21 protein-coding genes are annotated in these 22746 nt (G+C 71.0%); 12 read left to right on the forward strand and 9 right to left on the reverse strand.

Annotated elements, in window-relative coordinates; genetic code table 11:
* Window positions 1-120 precede the first annotated feature (120 nt).
* The 5 genes from J2Z30_RS27450 to J2Z30_RS27470 all read right to left on the reverse strand — a co-directional run bounded on the left by J2Z30_RS27450 (window position 121) and on the right by J2Z30_RS27470 (window position 4258).
* Window positions 121-894 carry a succinate dehydrogenase iron-sulfur subunit gene (locus tag J2Z30_RS27450; RefSeq protein ID WP_044573912.1) on the reverse strand — a complete coding sequence of 258 codons (774 nt, stop codon included), beginning with the start codon at window positions 892-894 and terminating at the stop codon, window positions 121-123.
* Entirely contained in the window at window positions 894-2648 is a 1755-nt protein-coding gene (gene sdhA, locus J2Z30_RS27455) for a succinate dehydrogenase flavoprotein subunit (protein WP_044573914.1), read from the reverse strand. The genes J2Z30_RS27450 and sdhA overlap by 1 nt, the downstream gene beginning before the upstream one ends.
* A gap of 24 nt (window positions 2649-2672) precedes the next feature.
* On the reverse strand, window positions 2673-3143 hold the full coding sequence (locus J2Z30_RS27460) for a succinate dehydrogenase hydrophobic membrane anchor subunit (RefSeq protein ID WP_037953443.1): 471 nt from the start codon (window positions 3141-3143) through the stop codon (window positions 2673-2675).
* 5 nt (window positions 3144-3148) lie between these two features.
* The gene (gene sdhC, locus J2Z30_RS27465; RefSeq protein WP_037953444.1) at window positions 3149-3529 is read right to left on the reverse strand and encodes a succinate dehydrogenase, cytochrome b556 subunit; all 381 of its coding nucleotides are present in this window, start codon (window positions 3527-3529) and stop codon (window positions 3149-3151) included.
* Window positions 3530-3685: 156 nt separating this feature from the next.
* Window positions 3686-4258 (reverse strand): 2-oxo-4-hydroxy-4-carboxy-5-ureidoimidazoline decarboxylase, encoded by a 573-nt coding sequence (locus tag J2Z30_RS27470; protein ID WP_044573919.1) that lies wholly within the window; start codon window positions 4256-4258, stop codon window positions 3686-3688.
* A 261-nt stretch (window positions 4259-4519) separates the two neighbouring features.
* Between J2Z30_RS27470 and J2Z30_RS27475 the strand changes: the two genes are divergently transcribed.
* The 4 genes from J2Z30_RS27475 to J2Z30_RS27490 all read left to right on the forward strand — a co-directional run bounded on the left by J2Z30_RS27475 (window position 4520) and on the right by J2Z30_RS27490 (window position 9499).
* A complete protein-coding gene (locus J2Z30_RS27475; RefSeq protein ID WP_052701514.1) occupies window positions 4520-6166 on the forward strand; it encodes a beta-N-acetylhexosaminidase in 1647 nt (548 codons plus the stop codon).
* Window positions 6167-6517: 351 nt separating this feature from the next.
* Window positions 6518-7555: a DUF4328 domain-containing protein gene (locus tag J2Z30_RS27480; RefSeq protein ID WP_044573922.1), complete on the forward strand. Its 1038-nt coding sequence runs from the start codon at window positions 6518-6520 to the stop codon at window positions 7553-7555.
* A 61-nt stretch (window positions 7556-7616) separates the two neighbouring features.
* Window positions 7617-8297 carry an RNA polymerase sigma factor gene (locus J2Z30_RS27485; protein WP_044573926.1) on the forward strand — a complete coding sequence of 227 codons (681 nt, stop codon included), beginning with the start codon at window positions 7617-7619 and terminating at the stop codon, window positions 8295-8297.
* A complete protein-coding gene (locus J2Z30_RS27490; RefSeq protein ID WP_052701516.1) occupies window positions 8297-9499 on the forward strand; it encodes a hypothetical protein in 1203 nt (400 codons plus the stop codon). Before J2Z30_RS27485 ends, J2Z30_RS27490 begins: the two co-directional genes overlap by 1 nt.
* A gap of 165 nt (window positions 9500-9664) precedes the next feature.
* On the opposite strand, the gene J2Z30_RS27495 is transcribed toward J2Z30_RS27490, so the two are convergent.
* Window positions 9665-10561, reverse strand: coding sequence for a L,D-transpeptidase family protein (locus J2Z30_RS27495; RefSeq protein ID WP_044573929.1), 897 nt, complete (start codon window positions 10559-10561; stop codon window positions 9665-9667).
* Window positions 10562-10692: 131 nt separating this feature from the next.
* On the opposite strand from J2Z30_RS27495, the gene J2Z30_RS27500 reads away from it, so the two are divergent.
* Window positions 10693-12282, forward strand: coding sequence for an acyl-CoA mutase large subunit family protein (locus J2Z30_RS27500; RefSeq protein WP_044573932.1), 1590 nt, complete (start codon window positions 10693-10695; stop codon window positions 12280-12282).
* Window positions 12283-12374: 92 nt separating this feature from the next.
* On the opposite strand, the gene J2Z30_RS27505 is transcribed toward J2Z30_RS27500, so the two are convergent.
* Window positions 12375-13151 (reverse strand): isoprenyl transferase, encoded by a 777-nt coding sequence (locus J2Z30_RS27505; RefSeq protein WP_044573935.1) that lies wholly within the window; start codon window positions 13149-13151, stop codon window positions 12375-12377.
* Between the two features lie 125 nt (window positions 13152-13276).
* Between J2Z30_RS27505 and J2Z30_RS27510 the strand changes: the two genes are divergently transcribed.
* Together J2Z30_RS27510 and J2Z30_RS27515 are read left to right on the forward strand one after the other, a co-directional pair.
* Window positions 13277-14314 (forward strand): methyltransferase domain-containing protein, encoded by a 1038-nt coding sequence (locus tag J2Z30_RS27510; RefSeq protein ID WP_044573939.1) that lies wholly within the window; start codon window positions 13277-13279, stop codon window positions 14312-14314.
* A gap of 237 nt (window positions 14315-14551) precedes the next feature.
* On the forward strand, window positions 14552-14767 hold the full coding sequence (locus tag J2Z30_RS27515) for a hypothetical protein (RefSeq protein WP_044573942.1): 216 nt from the start codon (window positions 14552-14554) through the stop codon (window positions 14765-14767).
* Window positions 14768-15288: 521 nt separating this feature from the next.
* On the opposite strand, the gene J2Z30_RS27520 is transcribed toward J2Z30_RS27515, so the two are convergent.
* Entirely contained in the window at window positions 15289-16002 is a 714-nt protein-coding gene (locus tag J2Z30_RS27520; RefSeq protein ID WP_044581821.1) for a B3/B4 domain-containing protein, read from the reverse strand.
* A gap of 122 nt (window positions 16003-16124) precedes the next feature.
* On the opposite strand from J2Z30_RS27520, the gene J2Z30_RS27525 reads away from it, so the two are divergent.
* Window positions 16125-17378 carry an alpha/beta hydrolase gene (locus J2Z30_RS27525; RefSeq protein ID WP_044573945.1) on the forward strand — a complete coding sequence of 418 codons (1254 nt, stop codon included), beginning with the start codon at window positions 16125-16127 and terminating at the stop codon, window positions 17376-17378.
* Window positions 17379-17399: 21 nt separating this feature from the next.
* On the opposite strand, the gene J2Z30_RS27530 is transcribed toward J2Z30_RS27525, so the two are convergent.
* Window positions 17400-17546 (reverse strand): SCO1431 family membrane protein, encoded by a 147-nt coding sequence (locus J2Z30_RS27530; RefSeq protein ID WP_107073346.1) that lies wholly within the window; start codon window positions 17544-17546, stop codon window positions 17400-17402.
* Between the two features lie 131 nt (window positions 17547-17677).
* On the opposite strand from J2Z30_RS27530, the gene J2Z30_RS27535 reads away from it, so the two are divergent.
* The 4 genes from J2Z30_RS27535 (at window position 17678) to J2Z30_RS27550 (ending at window position 22655) form a co-directional block, all read left to right on the forward strand.
* Entirely contained in the window at window positions 17678-19102 is a 1425-nt protein-coding gene (locus tag J2Z30_RS27535; RefSeq protein ID WP_044573949.1) for an amidase, read from the forward strand.
* 141 nt (window positions 19103-19243) lie between these two features.
* The gene (locus J2Z30_RS27540; protein WP_209468862.1) at window positions 19244-19552 is read left to right on the forward strand and encodes a hypothetical protein; all 309 of its coding nucleotides are present in this window, start codon (window positions 19244-19246) and stop codon (window positions 19550-19552) included.
* Window positions 19549-21624 (forward strand): bifunctional polysaccharide deacetylase/glycosyltransferase family 2 protein, encoded by a 2076-nt coding sequence (locus J2Z30_RS27545; RefSeq protein WP_044573955.1) that lies wholly within the window; start codon window positions 19549-19551, stop codon window positions 21622-21624. The genes J2Z30_RS27540 and J2Z30_RS27545 overlap by 4 nt, the downstream gene beginning before the upstream one ends.
* A gap of 17 nt (window positions 21625-21641) precedes the next feature.
* Window positions 21642-22655 (forward strand): LCP family protein, encoded by a 1014-nt coding sequence (locus tag J2Z30_RS27550; RefSeq protein ID WP_245388485.1) that lies wholly within the window; start codon window positions 21642-21644, stop codon window positions 22653-22655.
* The last annotated feature ends 91 nt before the right edge of the window (window positions 22656-22746 follow it).

Raw genomic sequence — 22746 nt, forward strand, 5'->3', positions numbered from 1 at the left:
ACGGGAACGACGAAGGCACGCCGGAACGACGAAGGCACACGGGAACGACGAAGGCGCGCCGGAACGACGAAGGCCCCGCCCCCGGAAACCCGGGAAGCGGGGCCCTCGCCCGTGGCCCTCCTAGAAGCGCCGCGTGATCAGCGCGCGCTTCACCTCCTGGATGGCCTTCGTGACCTCGATCCCTCGCGGGCACGCCTCCGTGCAGTTGAAGGTCGTACGGCAGCGCCAGACGCCGTCCTTGTCGTTCAGGATCTCCAGCCGCTGCTCACCACCCTCGTCACGCGAGTCGAAGATGAAGCGGTGCGCGTTGACGATCGCCGCCGGGCCGAAGTACTGGCCGTCGTTCCAGAACACCGGGCACGACGAGGTGCACGCGGCGCACAGGATGCACTTGGTGGTGTCGTCGAACCGCTCACGGTCCGCCGCCGACTGCAGCCGCTCACGCGTCGGCTCGTTGCCCGTCGTGATCAGGAAGGGCATCACATCGCGGTACGCCTGGAAGAACGGCTCCATGTCCACGATCAGGTCCTTGAGGACCGTGAGCCCCTTGATCGGCTCGACCGAGATGGGCTTCTCCGGGCTGATGTCCTTGATCAGCGTCTTGCAGGCCAGCCGGTTGCGGCCGTTGATCCGCATCGCGTCGGATCCGCAGATGCCGTGGGCGCAGGAACGGCGGAAGGTCAGGGTGCCGTCCAGCTCCCACTTGATCTTGTGGAGACCGTCGAGGACGCGCTCCTTCGGATCCATGTCGATCTGGAAGTCCTCCCAGACCGCCTGGTCCGAGACCTCCGGGTTGAAGCGCCGGATCCGGAAGGTGACGGTGATCAGGTGCGAGGCGGTGGCGTCGGCCGCCTCGGGGGCCTGGTCGGACTTCTCGAGAGTGGGGGTGCTCATCAGTACTTACGCTCCATCGGCTGGTAGCGGGTCTGCACGACCGGCTTGTAGTCGAGGCGGATGGACTCGGAGCCGTCCGCGCCCACCTCTCGGTACGCCATGGTGTGCCGCATGAAGTTGACGTCGTCGCGGTTCGGGTAGTCCTCGCGGTAGTGACCGCCGCGCGACTCCTTGCGGGCCAGGGCGGAGATGGCCATGACCTCGGCCAGGTCGAGCAGGTTGCCCAGCTCGATGGCCTCCAGCAGATCGGTGTTGAACCGCTTGCCCTTGTCCTGGACGCTGACGTGTCGGAAGCGCTCGCGCAGGTGGCCGATCTCCTCGACGGCCTCCTTGAGCGTCTGCTCGGTGCGGAAGACCATGACGTTCTTGTCCATGGTCTCCTGGAGCGCCTTGCGGACCTCGGTGACCCGCTCGGTGCCGGTCGCGTCCCGCAGGTTCTCGACCTGTGCCTGGACGAACGCGGCCGGGTCCTCCGGGAGCTCGACGAAGTCGGCCGTGGCGGAGTACTCCGCGGCGGCGATGCCCGCCCGGCTGCCGAAGACGTTGATGTCGAGCAGCGAGTTGGTGCCCAGGCGGTTGGCGCCGTGCACCGAGACGCAGGCGACCTCGCCGGCCGCGTACAGGCCGGGCACGACGGTGTCGTTGTCCGACAGCACCTCGCCCCGGACGTTGGTCGGGATGCCGCCCATCGTGTAGTGCGCGGTCGGCTGGATCGGGATCGGGTCCGTGTACGGCTCGATGCCGAGGTAGGTGCGCGCGAACTCGGTGATGTCGGGCAGCTTGGCGTCCAGCTGCTCCGGCGGCAGATGGGTGAGGTCCAGGTAGACGTGGTCGCCCTCGGGACCGCAGCCGCGGCCCTCGCGGATCTCGGTGTAGATCGACCTCGAGACCACGTCGCGCGAGGCGAGGTCCTTCATGACCGGCGCGTACTTCTCCATGAAGCGCTCGCCGTCCTTGTTGCGGAGGATTCCGCCCTCACCGCGGGCGCCCTCCGTCAGCAGGATGCCCATGCGCCAGATGCCGGTCGGGTGGAACTGGAAGAACTCCATGTCCTCCAGCGGCAGCCCGCGCCGGTAGGCGACCGACTGGCCGTCACCGGTGAGGGTGTGGGCGTTGGAGGTCACCTTGAAGAACTTGCCGCAGCCGCCCGAGGCGAAGACGACGGCCTTCGCCTGGAAGACGTGCAGCTCACCGGTGGCCAGCTCGTACGCCACCACACCGGCGGTGCGCTTGACCCCGTCGACCTCGGTCATCAGGAGGTCCAGGACGTAGAACTCGTTGTAGAACTCCACGCCCTCCTTGACGCAGTTCTGGTACAGCGTCTGGAGGATCATGTGGCCGGTGCGGTCCGAGGCGTAGCAGGACCGGCGGACCGGGGCCTCGCCGTGGTTGCGGCTGTGGCCGCCGAAGCGGCGCTGGTCGATGGTGCCGTTCGGGGTCCGGTTGAACGGCAGGCCCATCTTCTCGAGGTCCAGGACCGAGTCGATGGCCTCCTTCGCCAGGATCTCGGCGGCGTCCTGGTCGACCAGGTAGTCACCGCCCTTGATCGTGTCGAAGGTGTGCCACTCCCAGTTGTCCTCCTCGACGTTGGCGAGGGCGGCGGCCATGCCGCCCTGCGCGGCGCCGGTGTGGGACCGGGTCGGATAGAGCTTGGTGAGCACCGCGGTGCGGCTGCGCTTGGTCGACTCGATGGCCGCGCGCATTCCGGCCCCGCCGGCGCCGACGATGACGGTGTCGTACTTGTGGATCTTCATGAGTGGATACCTCAGCCCCGGGGCCTAGCGGATGTTCGGGTCGAAGGTGAAGATCACCAGAGTGCCGAGCACGATGGTGAATCCCGCCGCCGTGTAGAGCAGCGCCTTCAGCCACAGGCGGGTGTTGTCCCGCTCCGCGTAGTCGTTGATGATCGTGCGCAGGCCGTTCGCGCCGTGCAGCGTGGCGAGCCAGAGCATGATCAGATCCCATGCCTGCCAGAACGGCGAGGCCCAGCGGCCGGCCACGAAGGCGAAGCCGATCTTGGTGACACCGCCGTCCAGTACCAGCTGGATCAGCAGATGGCCCAGGACCAGGACGACCAGCAGGACGCCGGACAGGCGCATGAAGAGCCAGCCGTACATCTCGAAGTTCGTCCGGGTCGCCCTGGGCGTCTTACGGGTGCGGGCCCGCGGCGGCTCGATGACCGGGGCCGGGTGATCCACGTCGTACGCGCTGACCGCGTCGCTCGCGGGGGTGGTGGTCTCGGCGGACATGTGCGTCAGCTCCCGAACAGTTCGCGCAGCGTGTGCTGGAGGACCGGGTAGAAGGCACCGGCCATCAGCACGACCCAGATACCGACGACGCCCCAGAGCATCTGACGCTGGTACCTCGCGCCCTTGGACCAGAAGTCGACGGCGATGACGCGAAGGCCGTTGAGAGCGTGAAACAGAATGGCGGCCACCAGGCCGTACTCCATCAGGTTCACGACGGGATTCTTGTACGTGGCGACCACGTCGTCGTACGCCTCGGGCGAGACGCGGACCAGCGAGGTGTCCAGTACATGTACGAACAGGAAGAAGAAGATGAGGACGCCGGTGACTCGATGAGCCACCCAGGACCACATACCTTCCCGGCCGCGATACAGCGTTCCAGCCGGCACGGAAAAACCCTCCGGAAGCGGGATTGGGGCCTGCCGGCTTCGGGGTCGGTCGGGCCCGGCCGGGTACGGTCCACCGGCCCTGGCCATCGTACCGACGTGCTGTCGGAGGGTCCCTCCGGGGGGCTCAAGTGTGATCGATCAAGCACGGACGGGCGATCATGCGATCCGGAATCCGGGCACTTCCGGCGAATCGGACCGATTCCCGGTCAGCCGGACCAGTCTGCCCCGGGCGATGCGCCGCAGCTCCTCGGCGGTGTTGTCCCGCTCCCGCTCCCACTCGTTGCCCAGCCGGTCCCGGATCCCGGTCAGCAGCCGGTCCAGTCGCTCCTCGGGCCGCAGACCATCCAGACAGATGACGAAAACGTGACCGAATCGACGCTCGTACGCGTCGTGGGCGGCCTGGAGCGCGGTGTGCGCGGCCAGCGCCCGCAGGCTGTCGGCGGGCGGCAGCTCATGGCCGACGACCGACTCGTCCGCGAGCGCCTCGTCCAGATCGGCGGGGGTGAGGTCATAGCTGGCCTCGTCCCCGGCGGCCAGCAGCGCCTCCAGATCCGGGTACGGGCGGTGGGACGCGATCAGCCGGGCCCAGCGGCGGCTGCCGCAACAGGCGCGGAGCGCGGCCTCGGCCGCGTCGGCGGGGGCGGTGTTGAGCCGGTCGAGGCGGGAGGCGGCGGCGCGGGACCTGGACCTGGACAGCGTGGACTCCTCGGACACGCATGAGGCGCGCATGGGAACGGACGCCCGGGAGAAACGGACCCGGGGGAGGCGTGGGACACATGGGCTGGGCGCGTGAGCAGTACACGCTAACGACGCGGGGAGGTGGGTGTGCCGGAGGGAACGCGATATCACCCGAACGGGGAGGTTTTACTGCATGCGGTGGACGGCATTCGGGGCGCAGTGCTTTTTTTCGGCCGCAAGCGGCCGAACGCGTGAAGCGGGGAGGGGCCGAGGAGGGGCCGAGGAGGGGGGCCGAGGAGGAGGTACACCGCCATGGGATTGCCGCTCAGAGCCACCAGGGCGTCCTGCGTCCGTGGCCTCATCGCGGGGGCCGCCGTCACGCTCCTCCTGACGGCCCTCGGCTGTCAGCAGACGGACGGCGGGCAGCGCCCGCCGGGCACCCGCTCCACGCCTGCGCAGTCCTCGGCGCATACGACCGCCACCTCGGCGCGGTCCCCCTCGGCCGTCCCGCCGCACCGCACGGCGGCCTCCGCGCCGCCCCGCACCATCCCCTCCGTCCGCGACTTCACCCCGGCCTCGGGCCCCGGCTGGCGGCCCGGCGACGACAGCCGGGTGGTGGCCGACCTCAAGGGCCCGCTCGCCGACGAGGCCCGCATGATCGCCGCGGAGCTGGGGCTGCGCACCACCTCCGGCCCCGCCCGCCGCGGTGACCTCTCCCTCGCCCTCGCCCCGAAGGTGAGCGGCGGCGGCGAGGCGTACACCCTGAAGGTCGCGGGCGGCCGCGCCCGGATCACCGGCCCGGCCGACGCGGGCGTCTTCTACGGCACCCGCACCGTGAAACAGGCCCTGCGCTCCGGCGGCCGGCTCCCCGAGGGCGTGATCCACGACCGGCCCGGCCGCGCCCAGCGCGGCCTCAACCTGGACATCGCGCGCAAATTCTTCTCGGTCGGGTGGATCGAGGCCCGGATGCGCGAGATGGCCGACCTCAAGCTCAACCAGCTGGCCCTGCACTTCTCGGACGATCAGGGCTTCCGCATCCAGAGCACCAGCCACCCCGAGATCGTCTCGTCCCAGCACCTCACCAAGGACCAGGTCCGGCAGATCGTCGCGCTCGGGCAGCGGCTGCACATCACCGTCATCCCCGAGATCGACTCGCCGGGCCACCTCGGCGCCGTCATCCGGGCCCATCCGCAGCTCCAGTTGCGCAACGCGGGCGGCACCACGTTCCAGGGCTCGGTGGACATCTCCAATCCGGCCGCGGCCCGCATCGTCGACGATCTGATGCGCGAGTACGCCCCGCTCTTCCCCGGCCGCTGGTGGCACCTGGGCGCCGATGAGTACCTCGCGCTGACCGTCAAGGACCCCCAGGCGTCGTTCCCCGGGCTGGCGGCCGCCGCCAAGCGGAAATACGGCCCCAGCGCCCGGGTGCAGGACCTGGTCACCGGCTGGCTGAACGACCGGGCCCGGCTCGCGCGGCAGCTCGGCAAGCGGCCCAAGGCGTGGAACGACGGCTTCTTCGCGGGCGGCGTCGTCAAGCCCGCCAAGAACATCGAGGTCGAGTACTGGACGGGACGGCTGAAGGAGACGGCACGCCCGCCGCTGGAGTATCTGAAGGAGGGCCGCAAGGTGGTCAACCTCAACGACTCCTTCCTCTACTACGTGCTCGGCGAGCCCGGCGGCTTCACCTATCCGACCGGGGAACGCATTTACGAGGACTGGTCCCCGGCGATACTGCGCGGCTCCACGCCCATCGCCGACAAGAGCCTGACCGGGCCCGACCGGATCCTCGGCGCCCGCCTCGCGATCTGGGGCGACCGGCCCGAGGCCCAGACCCCCGTCCAGGTGGCCCAGGGCATCCGGCTGCCGCTCGCGGCACTGGCGCAGCGGGTGTGGGACCCCGGGAAGCCGCCGCTGAGCTGGTCCGGCTTCACCCGGCTCGCGGAGCGGCTGGGGGTCTGAGCGCGGGGGCCACCGGGGGCCGGGCGCGCGTTCCGGGAGCGTTCCGGGAGCGTTCCAGGAGGGAGAGAAGAAGGACGGTCGGGGCCGCCACCCCCCACAGGAGAGGCCCCGACCGTCGATCAGGAGAGCCCGCAAGAGGCTCGTACCCCTTACAGCGTCGCACGCCTCGATTGCGTCACACCTCCCCTTGGACGAAACCGGGGACTCCACCCCGCTGCCCGGGGCTCGTTCCACTCTGGACGGGACCGGTCGGATGCCCGTAACGTGCAGGTCCGCGCTCTGGGCGCGGTCGGAGGCTTATTTTCTCGCGTGGCCCGGAGCGGTCACGTTCCCAGGGGGACTCAAAAGACCATGTATCCGTGTGGGAACTGCCGCGCTGTCGCCGTCGGCCCCGACGGGCGCTGTGCCGCATGCGGGACCTACCAGCAGCAGCTCCAGCAGCCGACCGGCCCCCCGCAGCCGTCCGTCCCGCCGCAGAGCCCGCCGATGCCCGGTGGCTACGGCTACCCGGCCGCTCCGCCGATGGGCATGCCGACCGGCGGGGTCGATCTGCGGCGCGGGCTTTCCACCACGCTCGTCGCGCTGTTCGGGCTGGCGCTGCCCGCCCTCATCTTCCTCCTGGTGGCGCGATCCGGCCAGTTCAGCGTGATCGGGGACATGCTGGACGCGGTCGAGGGCAAGTCGGTCTCCATCACCGAGGACGACCTCAACGACGCCGACGACATGTTCACCGCCGCCCAGGTCATCTACTCGCTGCTCACCGTCGCGATCGCCGTGGTCTGGGCGATCTGGTTCCGGCGGCTGCGGCTGAACGCTGAGGTCTTCGCCCCCGGCCAGCACCGCTTCAGCAGCGGCTGGGCGGCCGGTTCGTGGTTCACCCCGGTGGTCAACCTCTGGTTCCCCAAGCAGATCGCCAACGACATCTGGCGCGCCAGCTCCCCGCAGGGGCCGCACGCCGTCAACCGCGGTCTGCTGGGCGGCTGGTGGGTCACCTGGATCGTGGCGCTGGTCACCAACGCCGTCGGCGGGATCCGGTACAACCTGCTGCGGGGCAAGGTGGAAGGCGACGACTACTCCCCTTCTCCCTCGGAGGCGAAGAGCGACATCGAGAGCCTGCACTCCATCCTGGCCTTCGACATGTTCGCCATCGTGATCTTCATAGCCGCGGCGGTCCTGGCGCTGCTGCTGGTCCGGCAGATCACCGCGATGCAGGAGCAGCGGGCCTCGCTGCCCCCGCAGATGGCCGGTCCGGCCCCGTACGGGATGCCTTCTCCGAACCCGTACGGCTCCCCGGCCCCCGGCTCCGCGCCGTATGGTGCCCCTCAGATGCCGCCGACCCCGCCGCCCGGCCAGCCCGGCCAGCAGTACCCGCCCTTCGGGCAGGGCTAGCCCGCGGGTTACGCCGGAATCGACTGGACCACGGATTCTCCGAGTGGGGCAGGAAGAGAGCGTGCAGGGGGACGACGCGGAACTGACCGCCGCGGTGCTCGCGGCGCAGGAAGGGGACGAGACCGCCTTCCGGACCGTCTACCGGTCCGTGCACCCTCGCCTCCTCGGTTACGTACGCACGCTGGTCGGTGATGGCGACGCGGAGGACATCACCTCGGAAGCATGGCTGCAGATCGCCCGTGACCTGCAACGGTTCAGCGGAGACGCGGACCGCTTCCGGGGCTGGGCGGCCCGGATAGCCCGCAATCGCGCGCTGGACCACATACGGATGCGCGGCCGCCGCCCGGCCATCGGCGGCGATGAGTCGGAGCTGGAGTTCCGGCCGTCCGACGCGGACACGGCCGGTGAGGCGATGGAGGCCATCGGCACCGGCAAGGCGCTCGGGCTGATCTCCCAGCTGCCGCAGGACCAGGCCGAGGCGGTGGTGCTCCGGGTGGTCCTCGGCCTCGACGCCAAGAGCGCGGCCACGGTGCTGGGCAAGCGGCCGGGGGCGGTGCGCACCGCCGCCCACCGGGGGCTGCGGCGGCTGGCCGATCTGATCGGCCCCGCGGCCGGGGGCGATTCGGTGCTCGACGGGGTTCCAGGGCAACGTGAGTCACACGGCGGCGGCGCAACCAAGCCGGGTGTGGCGAAGTCTGCTGGTGTGACGGATTCACGCGCGCCAACGCAGAAGGACATGTGATGGCCGAAGACCACCGCTACAGCTGGCTGGATGACAGTGCCGCGGAGCGGTTGCTTCGCGGCGAACCGGTCGAGGGGCAGCCTGCAGCTCCAGACGGCCGGAGCGACCAGTCGTATGCCGACGCGGAACGGTTGGCGGCCGTGCTCAGCGCCGCCGCCGGCGCGGGCCGTACGGCGGCCCCCTCCGACGCGTCCGCGCTTCCCGGTGAGGAGGCGGCCGTGGCCGCCTTCCGGGCGGCCCGGGTCGAGGTCGGTGCCGAGGCCGGGGCGGGGTCCGTGGCCGAGATGGACATGGCCCGGCGGCCGCACCGGATCCGGCGGTTCAGAGAGAGACAGCCGCGGCTGCGGCGCCCGCTGCGCGCGGGCATGGTCGCGGTCGTGGCCGGATGTGCGCTCAGCGGATTCGCGGTGGCGGCAGCCGCGGGGGTACTGCCGACACCGTTCGGGCAGAGCGACCACACTCCGGGCCCCTCGGTGAGCATGTCGAACGGCGGTCCCGGCGGGGACTCCGCCCATCCGGAGATCTCCCAGGACGGCGGTACGACGACGCCTGATCCCAGTGGTTCGGACGACAACGATGCCAGCGACGTGGGATCGAACGGTGCCCAGGGCGGAACGGTTCCCTCCGACCCGGAGGACGACGGCAAGGGCAAGAACGGCAAGTCGAACGACCCCTCGAAGGGGAAGCCCGGCGTCCCGAAGTGGGCCCTCGCCGTCTGCCCGCGCTATCTGGACTCGGAAACGGGTGTGGGCGCGGACCTCGACAAGAAGTCGCTGAAGAAGCTGACGAAGGCGGCGGGCAGCGCGTCCGCCATCCACGGCTACTGCACGCAGCTCCTCGCCGACGACGGTACGGGCAGCACCCCGCGCAACGACGAGAGCACGGGCAGCGGCGGCGACAGCGGCGGCACGGACAGCGGCAACGGCGAGAGCGGCAACGGCGGCTCCGACGGCTCCGGTTCCGGTTCCGGTGACAGCGCCGGTTCGGACAGCGGTGGCGGCTCCGGTGGCGATCCGGGAAAAGATGGCGGGGACGGCGCCACGGCCCCGCCGCCCCCTCCGCCGGACACCACCGACACGCCGACCGACGTCACCACGTCCACGACCGCCGCTGACCGCGCGACGGTGAAGGACCCCGCGACATCCACGGATTCGCGCGCTTCGGACGACCCCACGACCCCCGCGGAAACGGGTGCCGACTGAGACTCCGGCACCCAGGTGTGACGTTTTTTTCAGCGGTGACGCTGAAAGAAACGGGCCGACTGGTCATCGGCCGCGCGGGAGCCGAGGTTCCCCCCGTACCGACGGCTCCGCGCATTCGGCGCGGGCAGAGCACGTTCCCCCGGCTCTGCCCGCGCCGCCCCAGGGTCACTTGTAGACGACGACCTTGTCGCCCGCCTTCACCCGGTCGAAGAGCGCGGCGATCTTCTTCTTGTCGCGGACGTTGACACAGCCGTGTGAGGCGCCGCTGTAGCCGCGGGCGGCGAAGTCCGAGGAGTAGTGCACCGCCTGGCCGCCGCTGAAGAACATCGCGTAGGGCATCGGCGTGTGATAGATCGTCGAGACATGGTCCCGGCTCTTGAAGTTGACCTGGAACAGCCCCTCCCGGGTCGGGGTGTACTCCGAGCCGAAGCGCACATCCATCGCCGACACCACCCGGCCGTCGACCATCCAGGCCAGGGTGCGGCTGGTCTTGCTGATGCACAGCACCCGGCCGGTCAGGCAGCGCTTGTCCGGCTTGGCCAGTGGAAGGGTGGTCGGCGGGTAGAGCTGGTCGCGCGTGGGCGTCTTCGTGGCCGAGCGCAGTGAGGTCCAGGTGCGCCGGCTCACCGAGCCGGTGGCCGCGAGGCCGTGGCCCCGCTGGTACGCGCCGACCGACGCCTGCGTGACCGTACCGAAGTACCCGGTCGGGTTCCGGTGGAAGAGGCCGAGCGCGCGCAGCCGGGCCTGGAGCTCGCGCACCCGGTCCCCGCTGCTGCCGAAGGGGATCACCGGCGGGGCCACCCTCGGCGCGGTGCGCCGCGGCACGGCGGGGGCCGTGGTGCGCGGCGGGCTCGCCGCCACCCGCTTGGGCTTGGCCTTGTGGGTGTACGTGCGATGCGGCCGGGGCGACGTCTCGCGCGCGGGTGCGCTCGTACTCGTCCGGGCCTGGGGCCGCTCCTGCCCCCGGCCGTTCACGGTCGCCTCCCCCGGCCGGCACCCGGCGACCAGTGCCGCCGCCGTGGCCGTGGCCAGCGCGGTGCCGACCACCGCTGTCCGGTGCATCCGAACCCCTCCCCTGATCTTTTTGCTCTGAATGCTTCCCGGGGCTGCCGTGGGGCGAACATCGACGCATGCTGTGAACAAGGCCCCGTACCGGGAGAACGCCCGGTATCAGCCATCAGGAGGCGTGACCCATGGCGCGCGAGTCGGAGTCGGGATTCCCCGTCGAGCCGGTGTACGGGCCCGGCGCGCTCGGCGGCTGGGACCCGGCCGGGCGGCTGGGCGAGCCGGGGGAGTACCCCTTCACCCGCGGGGTCTATCCGACGATGTACACCGGCCGCCCCTGGACGATGCGGCAGTACGCGGGGTTCGGCACCGCCGCCGAGTCCAACGCCCGCTACCGGCAGTTGATCGAGCACGGCACCACAGGTCTTTCGGTGGCCTTCGACCTGCCGACCCAGATGGGCTACGACTCCGACGCGCCCCTCGCGCACGGCGAGGTCGGCAGGGTGGGCGTGGCCATCGACTCGGCCGAGGACATGCGGGTGCTGCTGGGCGGCATTCCGCTGGACCGGGTCTCGACATCCATGACCATCAACGCGCCCGCGGCCCTGCTGCTGCTCCTCTATCAACTCGTGGCCGAGGAGCAGGGCGTGTCCGGGGCCCGGCTGACCGGCACCATCCAGAACGACATCCTCAAGGAGTACATCGCCCGCGGCACCTACATCTTTCCGCCCGTCCCCTCGCTGCGCCTGGTCGCGGACATCTTCAAGTACTGCAAGGCCGAGCTGCCCAAGTGGAACACCATCTCGATCTCCGGCTACCACATGGCGGAGGCCGGGGCCTCGCCCGCGCAGGAGATCGCCTTCACCCTCGCCGACGGCATCGAGTACGTCCGTACGGCCGTCGCGGCGGGGATGGACATCGACGACTTCGCGCCCCGGCTCTCCTTCTTCTTCGTCTCCCGCACCACGCTGCTGGAGGAGGTCGCCAAGTTCCGGGCCGCGCGGCGGATCTGGGCGCGGGTGATGCGGGAGGAGTTCGGCGCCCGCGATCCGAAGTCCCAGATGCTGCGCTTCCACACCCAGACCGCGGGCGTCCAACTCACCGCCCAGCAGCCCGAGGTGAACCTCGTACGGGTGGCCGTCCAGGGCCTCGCCGCCGTGTTCGGCGGCACCCAGTCGCTGCACACCAACGCCTTCGACGAGGCCATCGCACTCCCGACCGACACCTCCGCCCGGCTGGCGCTGCGCACCCAGCAGGTGCTGGCGCACGAGACCGATGTGACGGCCACCGTGGACCCCTTCGCGGGCTCCTACGCCGTCGAGTCGCTGACCGACGCCGTCGAGGAGGCCGCCGTCGACCTGATGCGGCGGGTCGAGGACCTGGGCGGCGCCGTGGCCGCCATCGAGCGGAACTTCCAGAAGGAGGAGATCGAGCGCAACGCCTACCGGATCGCCCGGGAGACGGACGCGGGGACACGGGTGGTGGTCGGCGTCAACCGCTTCCAGCTGGCGGAGGAGGCGCCGTACGAGCCGCTGCGGGTGGACCCGGACATCGAGGCCCGGCAGCGCGACCGGCTCGCCCGGCTGCGCGCCGAACGCGACCGGTCCGCGGTGAGCGCCGCGCTGTCCGCCCTGCGGAAGGCCGCCGAGAGCGAGCCGGGCACCGCCAATGTGCTGTACCCGATGAAGGACGCGCTGGCGGCGCGGGCCACGGTCGGCGAGGTCTGTGACGCGCTGCGGGAAGTGTGGGGGGCGTACAAGCCGGTGGACGCGTTCTGAGCAAGCGGCCGGGGTGCCGGGGTGCCGGGTTGCCGGGCTGCCACGGCTGACGTCAGTTCCCGGTCGGGTCCGGGCGAGGCTGTGTGCCCATCTCATGCGCCGTAGCGGCGTTGCCGGGCCGAATAGCTGCGCAGGGCGCGCAGAAAGTCGATCTCTCGGAAGGCGGGCCAGTAGGCCTCGCAGAAGTACAGCTCCGAGTAGGCGCTCTGCCACAGGAGGAAGTTCGACATGCGCTGTTCTCCGCTGGTGCGGATGACGAGGTCCGGGTCAGGTTGTCCTGCCGTGTAGAGGTGACGGGTGATGTCGTCCGTCGTCAGGCGTGCCGCGAGGTCTTCGAGGGTGGTTCCGGCCGCTGCCTGTTCATGGAGCAGTTCGCGCACGGCATCGATGACTTCCTGCCGTCCGCCGTAGCCGATGGCAAGGGTCACCTGTGATCCGGTGGCGCAGCCGCGGGTCGTCTCCACCGCTTCCTTGAGGGCGTGGGCCGTGGAGTCGGGCAGGGCGTCGAGGGTTCCCGCTGTGCGCACCTGCCAGCGGGCGTCAGGACGAGCGAGATGCACTGCCACCACCTGCTCAATCACCTGCATGAGAAAGGACACCTCGGTGTCGCCGCGGCGCCGCAGGTTCTCCGTGGAGCAGACGAAGACCGTCACGTGCTTGATGCCGGCCGCCTCGCACCAGGACAGCACGTTCTCCACGTGTTCGGCACCGTACCGATGGCCGATGCTCGGGTTGGCCATCCCCATCTGGCGGGCCCATCTGCGGTTTCCGTCCATGATCAGGCCGATGTGCTCGGGCAGCGGCCCCGCCGCGGTCTGCCGCCGCAGCCGACGGGCGTACAGGGCGTAGAAGAGATCGGCGGTGCGCATGGTGAGGCCTTTCGCACGGTGTCCGTCGTTTCATCGCTACGGATACTACGCGGCACGTACTACGCGCTGTGTAGCATAAGGGGAACGCGTTCCGGAGCCGGAAGCCGACCACAGCTGGAGAAGCCATGCGCACCAACGACGCCCAGATGCTCGTGCTGTGCGCACTGACCGACGGGCCGCTGCACGGGTATGCCATCAACGCGGCCATCGAGCAGGTCTCCGGTCACCGCCTCGGGCCCGGGAGCCTGTACGGAGCCTTGGCCCGTCTGCAGGCGAAGCAGCTGGTGAAGCCCCTGGAGGAAAAGGGCCGCCAACGCCCGTTCTGCCTCACGCCCGCGGGGCGGGAGCTGCTCGAGCGGGAGGCGCACTCCATGGCCCGCCTGTCCGGGCGCGTATTCGAGAGCGCTGTTCCTGACGAGGTCAGCTATCTCGACCAACTGGCCGCGACGGACGCGGCGCGTTCCTACAAAAGCGTCATGCTCGACGCACTGGATACCCGGCCCGGCGAGACCGCACTCGATCTGGGCTGCGGACCGGGCACGGATCTCAGCACCCTCGCCAAGGCGGTCGGTCCGTCCGGCAGGGTGATCGGCATCGACTCCAGCCAGAAGATGGTTGAGCAGGCGCGCAGGCGTACGGAAGATCTGTCCGCGGTCGAGGTGGAGCTGGGCGAGATCCACACGCTCCCGCTCGAAGACGGCGGCATCGACCGTGCCCGGACCGACCGCGTGCTCCAGCACGTGGCGGACCCGGCCCAGGCACTCGCGGAGGTCCGGCGTGTCCTGTGCCCAGGCGGCAGACTCGTCATGGGCGAACCCGACTGGGATTCGTTGACCATCGACTACCCCGACCTCGAGGTCTCGCGTGCTTACACCCGCCACGTGACGGACAAGATCGTGCGCAACGGGGTCATCGGCCGTCAGCTGGCCCGGCTCGCGGTGGATGCGGGATTCGCGGTGCCGACCGTCGTCCCGATCACCTCGGTCTTTCGTGATGTTCGGGCCGCGGACCAGGTCCTCGGCCTTCAGCGCAACACCGAGCGCGCCGTGTCCGCGGGCTACCTGCCCGCCCTGGCATCACAGAGGTGGCTCGACCATCTCGCCACGGGATCCTTCTTCGCCGCGGTGACGCTGTACGTCGTCGTCGCGGAAGCCACCTCGTAGCCGTGGATGCTGACCGGCCGGCCGCCTCTGCCGCGGACTGGCCATTCCCGCCTTGGGCAGGGTCGTGCCGCCCGTCCTTGCCGGTGCTGGTGAGCGGGGTCGGCATCTGCGGGCATGCCCACGTTCCGGCGGACCGGTCTCATGTCCCACCGTCACGTGTCGTCGGTGGCGTTCTTGTCGCGCAGGGACGCGGGCTTCCTCAACCCCCTTGTCAGGGGGAGGGGCGACACTGGAGTCATGTCGTCGTCACCCCGCCGCACCTGCCCGGTCTGCACCCGAGAGATCGCGGTCGTCGGCGGGCGCTTCGCCCGCCATGACCCGCCGGGACGGCGCTCCGCGTACGAGCTGATCTCCTGCCCCGGCTCGCGGCGGATCGCGCCGCTGCTCACCACTCCTCCGAAACTGTTCGGCGAGGAGGAACCCCCGACCACGGGCCAGCAGGCGCTGTTCTAGCCCGCGCCGGATCGTGCCGCCTGCGGCGGGCTGTTCCCCTATCCCGCCCCTTCCCGAAACTGGAGCTCCGCCCCAGACCCCGGCCGAACGCCCCGGACCCCCGGATACACACGGGCATCCACTCCGTCGACGTGCCGACCGCGCTCACGACGGCAACGGTTGGTTTGCCGATCCCCGGGGGTCCAGGGGGCGAAGTGAAACTGGGGCTTCGGCCCGAACTCCGTTTGGGCGGCCTGGATGCGCGTGGGCATCCGCCTGGTGATCGGCCCGTGTGTGCAGGTGGTGTTCGCGGTGGTGGCGGTTGGTTTGCCGATCCCCGGGGGTCCAGGGGCGGAGCCCCCTGGTTGCGGGAAGGGGCGGGGAGGGGAAAGACCCGTCGGCCCGCCGCCCTGGCGTGCCAGTGCGTTTGGGGGTGTCCGAGGGCTCCGCCGCAGGGCTCCGGGGTCCAGGGGCGATGTCCCTGGTTGTGGGGAGGGGCGGGGAGGGGGAAGACCCGTCGGCCCGCCGCCCCAGCGGCCCCGTTACGCCGCGCCCACCAGCCGGGAGGCGATCGTCACCCCCGGACTCGCCTCCGTCAGCGCCTCCACCAACTGGTCACCGGCCGCCTTCAGCGCCGTGTCGTCCATCGGTCCCAGCGCGTCCAGCACGAACATCGCCCGGGTGGTGTCATGCGTGAGCCGGGTGCGGGTGCACTGGCGCCAGTTCCAGCGGCGGCAGGTGGCGCCCGTGTCGTCCCGCCAGACCACCTCGCCGGGCGCCGGGTGCTCGATCACGGGCTCGCCCCCGGCCGTCGTCTCGAAGGTCTCGTCGCCCTCGGCGCGCACGAGCCGGGCCGCGCCCACGTAGTGGTCGAGGTCCTCGCCGCCGAGCGGGATCACATGTCCGACCGAGATCGCGTTGTAGATGTCGGTCAGCCGGTCGACCCGGGGCAGCCCGGCGGAGACCCGCCGCAGCAGCGCCTCCGCGCTGGGCCGGGTGCGCTGCGGCTTCGCGCCGAAGGCGCGGAACGCCTCGCGCCAGGCGGCCAGATGCGGATGTTCCTCCACCGGGCCGTCCCCGAACCGCTCCCGCGCCGCCGACTCGGCGCCGGCCAGGAGCCGCTCGCTCAGCTCGTCGCCGGGCCCGGGAAGCAGTCCCTCGGCGGTGATGAGCAGCGCCCGGTAGTCGGGGCGCAGGGCGAGTACGGCGGGGTCGATGGTGGCGGATTCCAGCCAGGCTGCGGCGTCGAACGTCATGCGGTCCACTATGGCATACGGTGCGGTGCAGTGTGATGTACGGCTTCGGGGGCCACCCCCACCCTGGAGACGGCGGGTGCCCCGATGGTGGCGTATGGGCCGGAAGCGGAACGCTCTACGGCATGACCACACGTACTTCCGACTCCGGCCCGCGCCGCCGGGCCCTGCTGGCCGCCACCGCCCTCGCCGCGGTAGGGGTAGGGGCGGGGGTGGGGGTGGCGCAGCCGAAGGCGGTCGCCGCCCCGGCCGCGCGGCGGGTGCGGCTGACGCTGCCCGCGCCCACCGGACCGTACCCCGTGGGCACGGTCTCGCACCGCCTCGTCGATCACGGCCGGCCCGATCCCTGGGTCGCCTCCCGGCCGTCGCGTGAGCTGATGGTCAGCGTCCGCTATCCGGCCCGGGACGTCGAGCGGTATCCGCGCGCCGCGCAGCTTTCGCCGGGCGAGGCAGCCGGTTTCGACCGGCTGAACAGCTTCGGGGGCGTGCCGCGGGGCAGCGTCGACTGGGCGGCGACGCGCACCTTCGCGCACCAGGGGGCCCCGCCCGCGAGGGCGCGTCGGGGCGCCGCGCGCCCGGTGGTGCTCTACTCGTCGGGTGTCGGCGACCCCCGTTCGCTGGGCACCACGCTCACCGACGAGCTGGCGTCGCGCGGCTATGTCGTGGTCTGTGTCGACCACACCTACGACGCGTCGGCGGTCGAGTTCCCGGATGGCCGGATCGAGACCAGCCGGCTGCCGGAGGAGTACGAACGGGCCGAGCGGGAGGGCACGGTCGTCGAGTTGCTGCGGAAGACCTGTGCGGTGCGAGTGGCGGATCTTCGCTTCGTTCTCGACCAGCTGCCGGCGATCGCCCCGACACCGTTCGCCATCGGCGCGTTCGGGCAGTCGGCGGGCGGCTTCGCGGCCCTTCAGGCGATGCACGACGACCGGCGGATCGCGGCGGCCGCGAATCTGGACGGGGTGCTGGCCTACGTCCAGGAGGATCAGGACCCCGGCCCCCTCTCCACGGTCGCCGCGGACGGTGTGGACCGCCCCGTGCTGCTCCTGGGCAAGGACGGAAACGACCACCACACCGTGCCGTCGTGGGGTGCGCTGTGGGAGCACAGTTCGGGTCCGCGCCTCGATCTGACGCTGCTCGGTTCGGGCCATGCGACCTACACCGACGCCACGTCGATGCTGCCTCGGATCGCCGCGCGGTTGGGCCTGCCGAAGGAGATGGTGACCGGGGCGATCGGCACGGTCGCCCCGAAGCGGGCGGTGGCCGTCCAGCGCGCGTATGTCCCGGCGTTCTTCGACCGCGAGCTGCGCCACCGCGATGACGCCGGGCTGCTGGACGGTCCGTCGGCCCGCTACCCGGAGGTGCGATTCGTCGGCTAGCCCGCCACTCGGGCCGGGGGCCTAGAACAGCCCCAGCTGCGCGGTGAGCAATGCGAGGACTACGACGAGCGACCAGCCCAGCAGATGCTCCAACAGGTGGTCCTCGCCGTCGGAGGGGCCTCCGGCGCGGGCGTGGAGGCCGGTGCGGCGCGCCGCGATGTCGGTCATGCGGGTGTCCTCTGTGCTCAGCGATGATCGTGGTGAACGTGATGAAAAAGGTCATCACCGTTGCCCAGGGTGCGTCGAGCGGCCACCTGGGGTAAAGGGGGAGTGGCCGAACTCACCCGAGGAGGTCCACGGTGACCAGCGTCATTCCCAAGGGTCTGGGCGAGCAGATCCGCGCCCTGGCCGGGGGCGAGGTGACCTCCCGTGCGCTGGTCGAGCAGTCGCTCCGGCGCATCGCCGAGACCCAGCCCACGCTCAACGCGTTCCGCCGCGTCCGCGCCGAGGCCGCCCTGCGCGAGGCCGCCGAGGCGGACCGGCGGCTGGCGGCGGGGGAGCGGCTGCCGCTGCTCGGTGTCCCGCTCGCGGTCAAGGACGATACGGACGTGGCGGGCGAGCCCACCGCCTTCGGCTGCTGCGGCGACTTCCCCGCCAAGACCGAGGACGGCGAGGCGGTACGGCGGCTGAAGGCGGCCGGGGCCGTGATCGTCGGCAAGACCAACACCCCCGAGCTGGGCCAGTGGCCGTTCACCGAGGGCCCCGCCTTCGGCGACACCCGCAACCCCTGGAGCCCGGAGCACACCCCCGGCGGCTCCTCCGGCGGCGGCGCGGCCGCCGTCGCCGCCGGGCTGGTTCCCGCCGCGCTCGGCTCGGACGGCGCGGGCTCGGTCCGCATCCCCGCCGCCTGGACGCATCTCATCGGCATCAAGCCCCAGCGCGGCCGGATCTCCACCTGGCCGGACATCGAAGCCTTCAACGGCATCACCTGCAACGGCCCGCTGGCCCGTACGGTCGCCGACGCGGCGCTGCTGCTGCATGTCGCGACCGGCAACCACGAGGGGGAGCTGCACCGCCCGGAGCCCGTGGACGTGCTGTCCGCGGTGGGCCGTGACCCGGGGCGGCTGCGGATCGCCCTGTCGTTCAAGACGGCCTTCACCGGCACCCCGAAGAGTCTGGACCCGGTGGTGCGGGCCGCCATCGTCCGGCTCGCCGAGCGGCTGGCGACCCTCGGCCACGAGGTGGTGGAGGCCGAGCCGCGCTACGGGCTCGTGGGCTTCTCCTTCCTGCCGCGCGCCACGGCCGGGCTCACCGAATGGTCCGGCCGGGTCCCCGATCCGCTGCTGCTGGACATCCGCACCCGCGGCGCCGTCCGCAACGGCCGTCTGCTGGGCGGTGCACCGCTGCGGTGGGCGCGGTCGTACGAGAAGCCGCTGCGGCGCCAGGTCGGGGCGATCTTCGACCGCTTCGACGTGGTCCTCTCCCCGACGACGGCCACCCCGCCGCTGCGGATCGGCGCCATGGCCAATCTGTCCGGGTGGCGTACGGATCGGGCCATGATCGCGGCGTGCCCGTACGCCTGGCCGTGGAACGTGCTGGGCTGGCCCGCGATGAACGTCCCCGCCGGGTTCGCCGACCCCGGGCACCGCACGCTGCCGCTCGGCGCCCAGTTCCTCGGCCCGGCCAACAGCGAGCCCGTGCTCATCTCGCTGGCGGCCCAGCTGGAGGCCGACCAGCGGTGGTACGAGCGGTGGCCGCAGGTGTCCCGCCCCGGCCCGCAGTGAGCCTTCTCTCATACTTTTCGGACATACCTGCTTGAGAGAGAAATGCCAGGTCACGGCTACCTCCGGTAATGAGGAGGTGCCATCTCGCATGGTCACAAGCGTGCGAACGGATCGCTACACTTCCGCCACATGGTGAAGAGGGTGACCGAAAAGCGTCGGAGAAGAAAACAGAAGGGTCAGATATTCGTCAATGCCTCCGGTGGCCGGAGACAGCTCCTGGCGCTCGCGGCGCTGGCTGTCGGCTGTGCCTGCGTCGGTTATCTGCTGCTGCTCGTGGCCGCCCTGTCCGGTGTGCTGTGGCAGGACGGCCAGGAGCCGCCGAAGACCGCCGAGCGGTCCACCACCGGTAGCGCCCCGACCGCGGAGCCCTGGCCCAGTTCGTACACCTACGGCACCGCGGTGACCGATCCCCTTGCCGCCGACTCACCGTCCGGGGGCGGCCCCTGGTGAGCCGGCACGCACACCGCCCCGAGCCGCGCGGCCACTGGCTGCTGCTGATCGTCGTCGTCTCCGCGGTCGCAGCCGCACTGGTGTTCGAGGGCTGGACCACGCACGAGGTCGCCTCCCAGCCGACGCGCCGCGCCTGTACGAGTCCCATCCCGAAGGCCGCCGACACCGGGAAACCGGTGGTGCGCATCGCCGGCGGCAGGGTGCAGACGGCCGGGATGCCGGCCCGCTCCGTCGCCCTCACCTTCGACGGGGGGCCCGACCCCGTATGGACCCCACGCCTGCTCCACCTGCTGCGCGCCCATCACGCGCACGCCACCTTCTTCCTCTCCGGCGTCCAGACGGCCCGCCACCCCGAGCTGGTGCGCCGCATCCGCGACGCGGGCCATGAGATCGGCTCGCTCACCTACACCGGCTCCGACCTGGGCGCGGCGTCCGCCGTGCGCACCCGGCTGGAGCTGTCCCTGACCCAGACGGCGCTGGCGGGCAGCGCGGGGACCACCACCAAACTGCTGCGGCTGCCGCTCACCACCCAGGCCGACACGATGTGCGGGGGCGAGTGGACGGCCGCCCGGCGCGCCGCCGGGCAGGGGTATCTGCTGGTCGCGGCCGACCGGCCGGATCGGAAGCCGGAGCGGGGCGTCGTCCAGCAGTACAGCCAGACGGACAGCGCCTACAGCGAGATCAAGAAGCTCTTCCGGAACCGGAAGATCGAGAAGTACACGACGGTGTCCGAGGGGCTCGGCCAGGCCCCGGTCAACACCCCCGCCTCCACCATCGGCCAGGTGCAGGGCAAGGCGCTGCTCCAGGTCCAGTCCATCGGGCACGGCTTCGTCCAGGCCATGACCTGGGTGCTCGGCATCGCGGGCGCGCTGGCCCTGCTGCGGCTGGTGCTGATCGTCTTCTTCGCACGGGCCCATGTCCGGCGCCTGCACCGCTTCCGGCCCGGCTCGCCCTGGTTGCGCGAGGTCAACGACCCGGTGACGGTGCTCGTCCCCGCCTACAACGAGGAGGCGGGCATCGAGACCACCGTGCGGTCACTGCTCGCCTCCACCCACCGGTGGCTTCAGATCATCGTGATCGACGACGGCTCGACCGACCGGACGGCGGACCTCGCCACCTGGATCGACGATCCCCGCGTCTCGGTGATCCGCCAGCCCAACGCGGGCAAGGCGGCCGCCCTCAACACCGGCCTGGTCCACGCCCAGTACGACATCGTGGTGATGGTCGACGCCGACACCGTCTTCGAACCGGAGGCCATCCACCAGCTCATCCAGCCGCTCGCCCACCCGGCCATCGGCGCCGTCAGCGGCAACACCAAGGTCGGCAATCGCCGTCGGCTGCTGGGCAGATGGCAGCACCTGGAGTACGTCTTCGGCTTCAACCTCGACCGCCGGATGTACGAGGTGCTGGAGTGCATGCCGACCGTGCCCGGCGCGATCGGCGCCTTCCGGCGGGACGCGCTGCTGGGCGTCGGCGGGGTCAGCGAGGCCACTCTCGCCGAGGACACCGACCTCACGATGGCCCTGTGGCGGGCCGGTTGGCGGGTGGTGTACGAGGAGTCCGCGATCGCCTGGACCGAGGTGCCCACCTCGCTGCGCCAGCTGTGGCGGCAGCGGTACCGCTGGTGCTACGGCACGCTCCAGGCCATGTGGAAGCACCGCCGCGCCCTCCGCGAGGTCGGTCCGGCCGGGCGCTTCGCCCGCCGGGCGCTGCCCTATCTCCTCCTCTTCCAGGTGGCGCTGCCGCTGCTCGCCCCCATCGTGGACGTCTTCGCCCTGTACGGCATGGCGTTCGCCGACCCGGTGGAGTCGATCGGGGTGTGGCTCATCTTCCTCGTGGTGCAGCTGCTCGGCGCCGGATACGCGCTGCGGCTGGACAAGGAACGGCTGCGGGCGCTGTGGGCGATGCCCTTCCAGCTCCTCGTCTACCGGCAGCTGATGTACCTCGTGATCATTCAGTCGGTGGTCAGCGCCCTGTTCGGCACGAGGCTGCGCTGGCACCGCATGCAGCGGAGCGGCTCCGCCGGGGAACAGCGGACGGTCGGACCCGCCGCGCGTCAGGGTCTGTCATGAACAGGGGACGGAGAACCATGTCGAACGACGCCGACGAGCCCGCCCCCGGCCGCCGGTGGCCCCGGCGGCTGCGGCGCACGGTGGTCGTCGTGCTCGCGGTGGTCCTGGTCGGGGCCGCCTCCACGTACGGCTGGGCCTGGTCCCAGCTGAACGACGACGTCGACCTGGCCAAGGTCGAGCACCGCCCCGCGCCGGGCAAGGGCACCAACTACCTCATCGTGGGCTCCGACAGCCGTGACGGCCTCTCCCAGGGCGACAAGAAGAACCTGCACACCGGCTCGGCCGAGGGCCGCCGCACCGACTCCATGATGGTGCTGCACACCGGCGCCCACGGCGCCACGATGGTGAGCCTGCCGCGTGACTCCTGGGTGACCCTCCCGCCGTTCACCTACCCCATGACCGGTAAGCGCCCCGGGCCGTCCAGGAACAAGCTCAACGCCGCGTTCTCGCTGGGCGGTCCCGAACTGCTGGTGCGCACCATCGAGTACAACACCGGGCTGCGGATCGACCACTACGCGGAGATCGGCTTCGCGGGCTTCGTCAACGTCGTCAACTCGGTGGGCGGCGTGCGGATGTGCCTGGACAAGCCCGTCAAGGACAAGAAGTCCGGCGCCGATCTGAAGGCGGGCTGTCAGATGCTGGACGGCCGCCAGGCCCTGGCCTTCGTCCGCCAGCGCCACCAGGAGGCCAACGGAGACCTCGGCCGCAGCCAGAACCAGCAGAAGTTCCTCTCCGCGCTGGCGAAGCGGGCCGCCCAGCCGGACCAGGTCTTCGTCCCGTGGAAGTCCCTGCCGACCGTCGGCGCGGGCCTGGACACGCTGATCGTGGACAAGGACACGGATCTGCGGACGCTGATGTCGTTGTTCAAGGCGATGAAGCGGGTCTCGGGCGGCGACGGCAACCGGCTGAACGTCCCCGTGGCCGGTCGTGGGGTCGCCACGTCCAAGGGCGACGCGCTGAAGTGGGACGAGGGGCGGGCGAAGCGGCTCTTCGAGCGGCTGCGGAACGATCAGCCGGTGGGCCGCGACTAGGCCGTGTTTTGAAGGTCGGCTCTGTTCCTCGTCCCGCATCGTGATGATCTCGGTGTGGGACGAGGGGATCTTTCTGACGGGCAGTGGGCTG

The organism is Streptomyces iranensis, from assembly GCF_017874715.1.
Taxonomy (GTDB): Bacteria; Actinomycetota; Actinomycetes; order Streptomycetales; family Streptomycetaceae; genus Streptomyces; species Streptomyces iranensis.

Coding starts and splice junctions, on each gene's coding strand:
- J2Z30_RS27500 (WP_044573932.1), top strand. CDS start 10,693: ATGGCGCGCGAGTCGGAGTCGGGATTCCCCGTCGAGCCGGTGTACGGG.
- J2Z30_RS27450 (WP_044573912.1), bottom strand. CDS start 894: ATGAGCACCCCCACTCTCGAGAAGTCCGACCAGGCCCCCGAGGCGGCC.
- J2Z30_RS27495 (WP_044573929.1), bottom strand. CDS start 10,561: ATGCACCGGACAGCGGTGGTCGGCACCGCGCTGGCCACGGCCACGGCG.
- J2Z30_RS27525 (WP_044573945.1), top strand. CDS start 16,125: ATGACCACACGTACTTCCGACTCCGGCCCGCGCCGCCGGGCCCTGCTG.
- J2Z30_RS27515 (WP_044573942.1), top strand. CDS start 14,552: ATGTCGTCGTCACCCCGCCGCACCTGCCCGGTCTGCACCCGAGAGATC.
- J2Z30_RS27460 (WP_037953443.1), bottom strand. CDS start 3,143: ATGTCCGCCGAGACCACCACCCCCGCGAGCGACGCGGTCAGCGCGTAC.
- J2Z30_RS27510 (WP_044573939.1), top strand. CDS start 13,277: ATGCGCACCAACGACGCCCAGATGCTCGTGCTGTGCGCACTGACCGAC.
- J2Z30_RS27520 (WP_044581821.1), bottom strand. CDS start 16,002: ATGACGTTCGACGCCGCAGCCTGGCTGGAATCCGCCACCATCGACCCC.
- J2Z30_RS27530 (WP_107073346.1), bottom strand. CDS start 17,546: ATGACCGACATCGCGGCGCGCCGCACCGGCCTCCACGCCCGCGCCGGA.
- J2Z30_RS27475 (WP_052701514.1), top strand. CDS start 4,520: ATGGGATTGCCGCTCAGAGCCACCAGGGCGTCCTGCGTCCGTGGCCTC.
- J2Z30_RS27550 (WP_245388485.1), top strand. CDS start 21,642: ATGTCGAACGACGCCGACGAGCCCGCCCCCGGCCGCCGGTGGCCCCGG.
- J2Z30_RS27480 (WP_044573922.1), top strand. CDS start 6,518: ATGTATCCGTGTGGGAACTGCCGCGCTGTCGCCGTCGGCCCCGACGGG.
- J2Z30_RS27470 (WP_044573919.1), bottom strand. CDS start 4,258: ATGCGCGCCTCATGCGTGTCCGAGGAGTCCACGCTGTCCAGGTCCAGG.
- sdhA (WP_044573914.1), bottom strand. CDS start 2,648: ATGAAGATCCACAAGTACGACACCGTCATCGTCGGCGCCGGCGGGGCC.
- J2Z30_RS27490 (WP_052701516.1), top strand. CDS start 8,297: ATGGCCGAAGACCACCGCTACAGCTGGCTGGATGACAGTGCCGCGGAG.
- J2Z30_RS27505 (WP_044573935.1), bottom strand. CDS start 13,151: ATGCGCACCGCCGATCTCTTCTACGCCCTGTACGCCCGTCGGCTGCGG.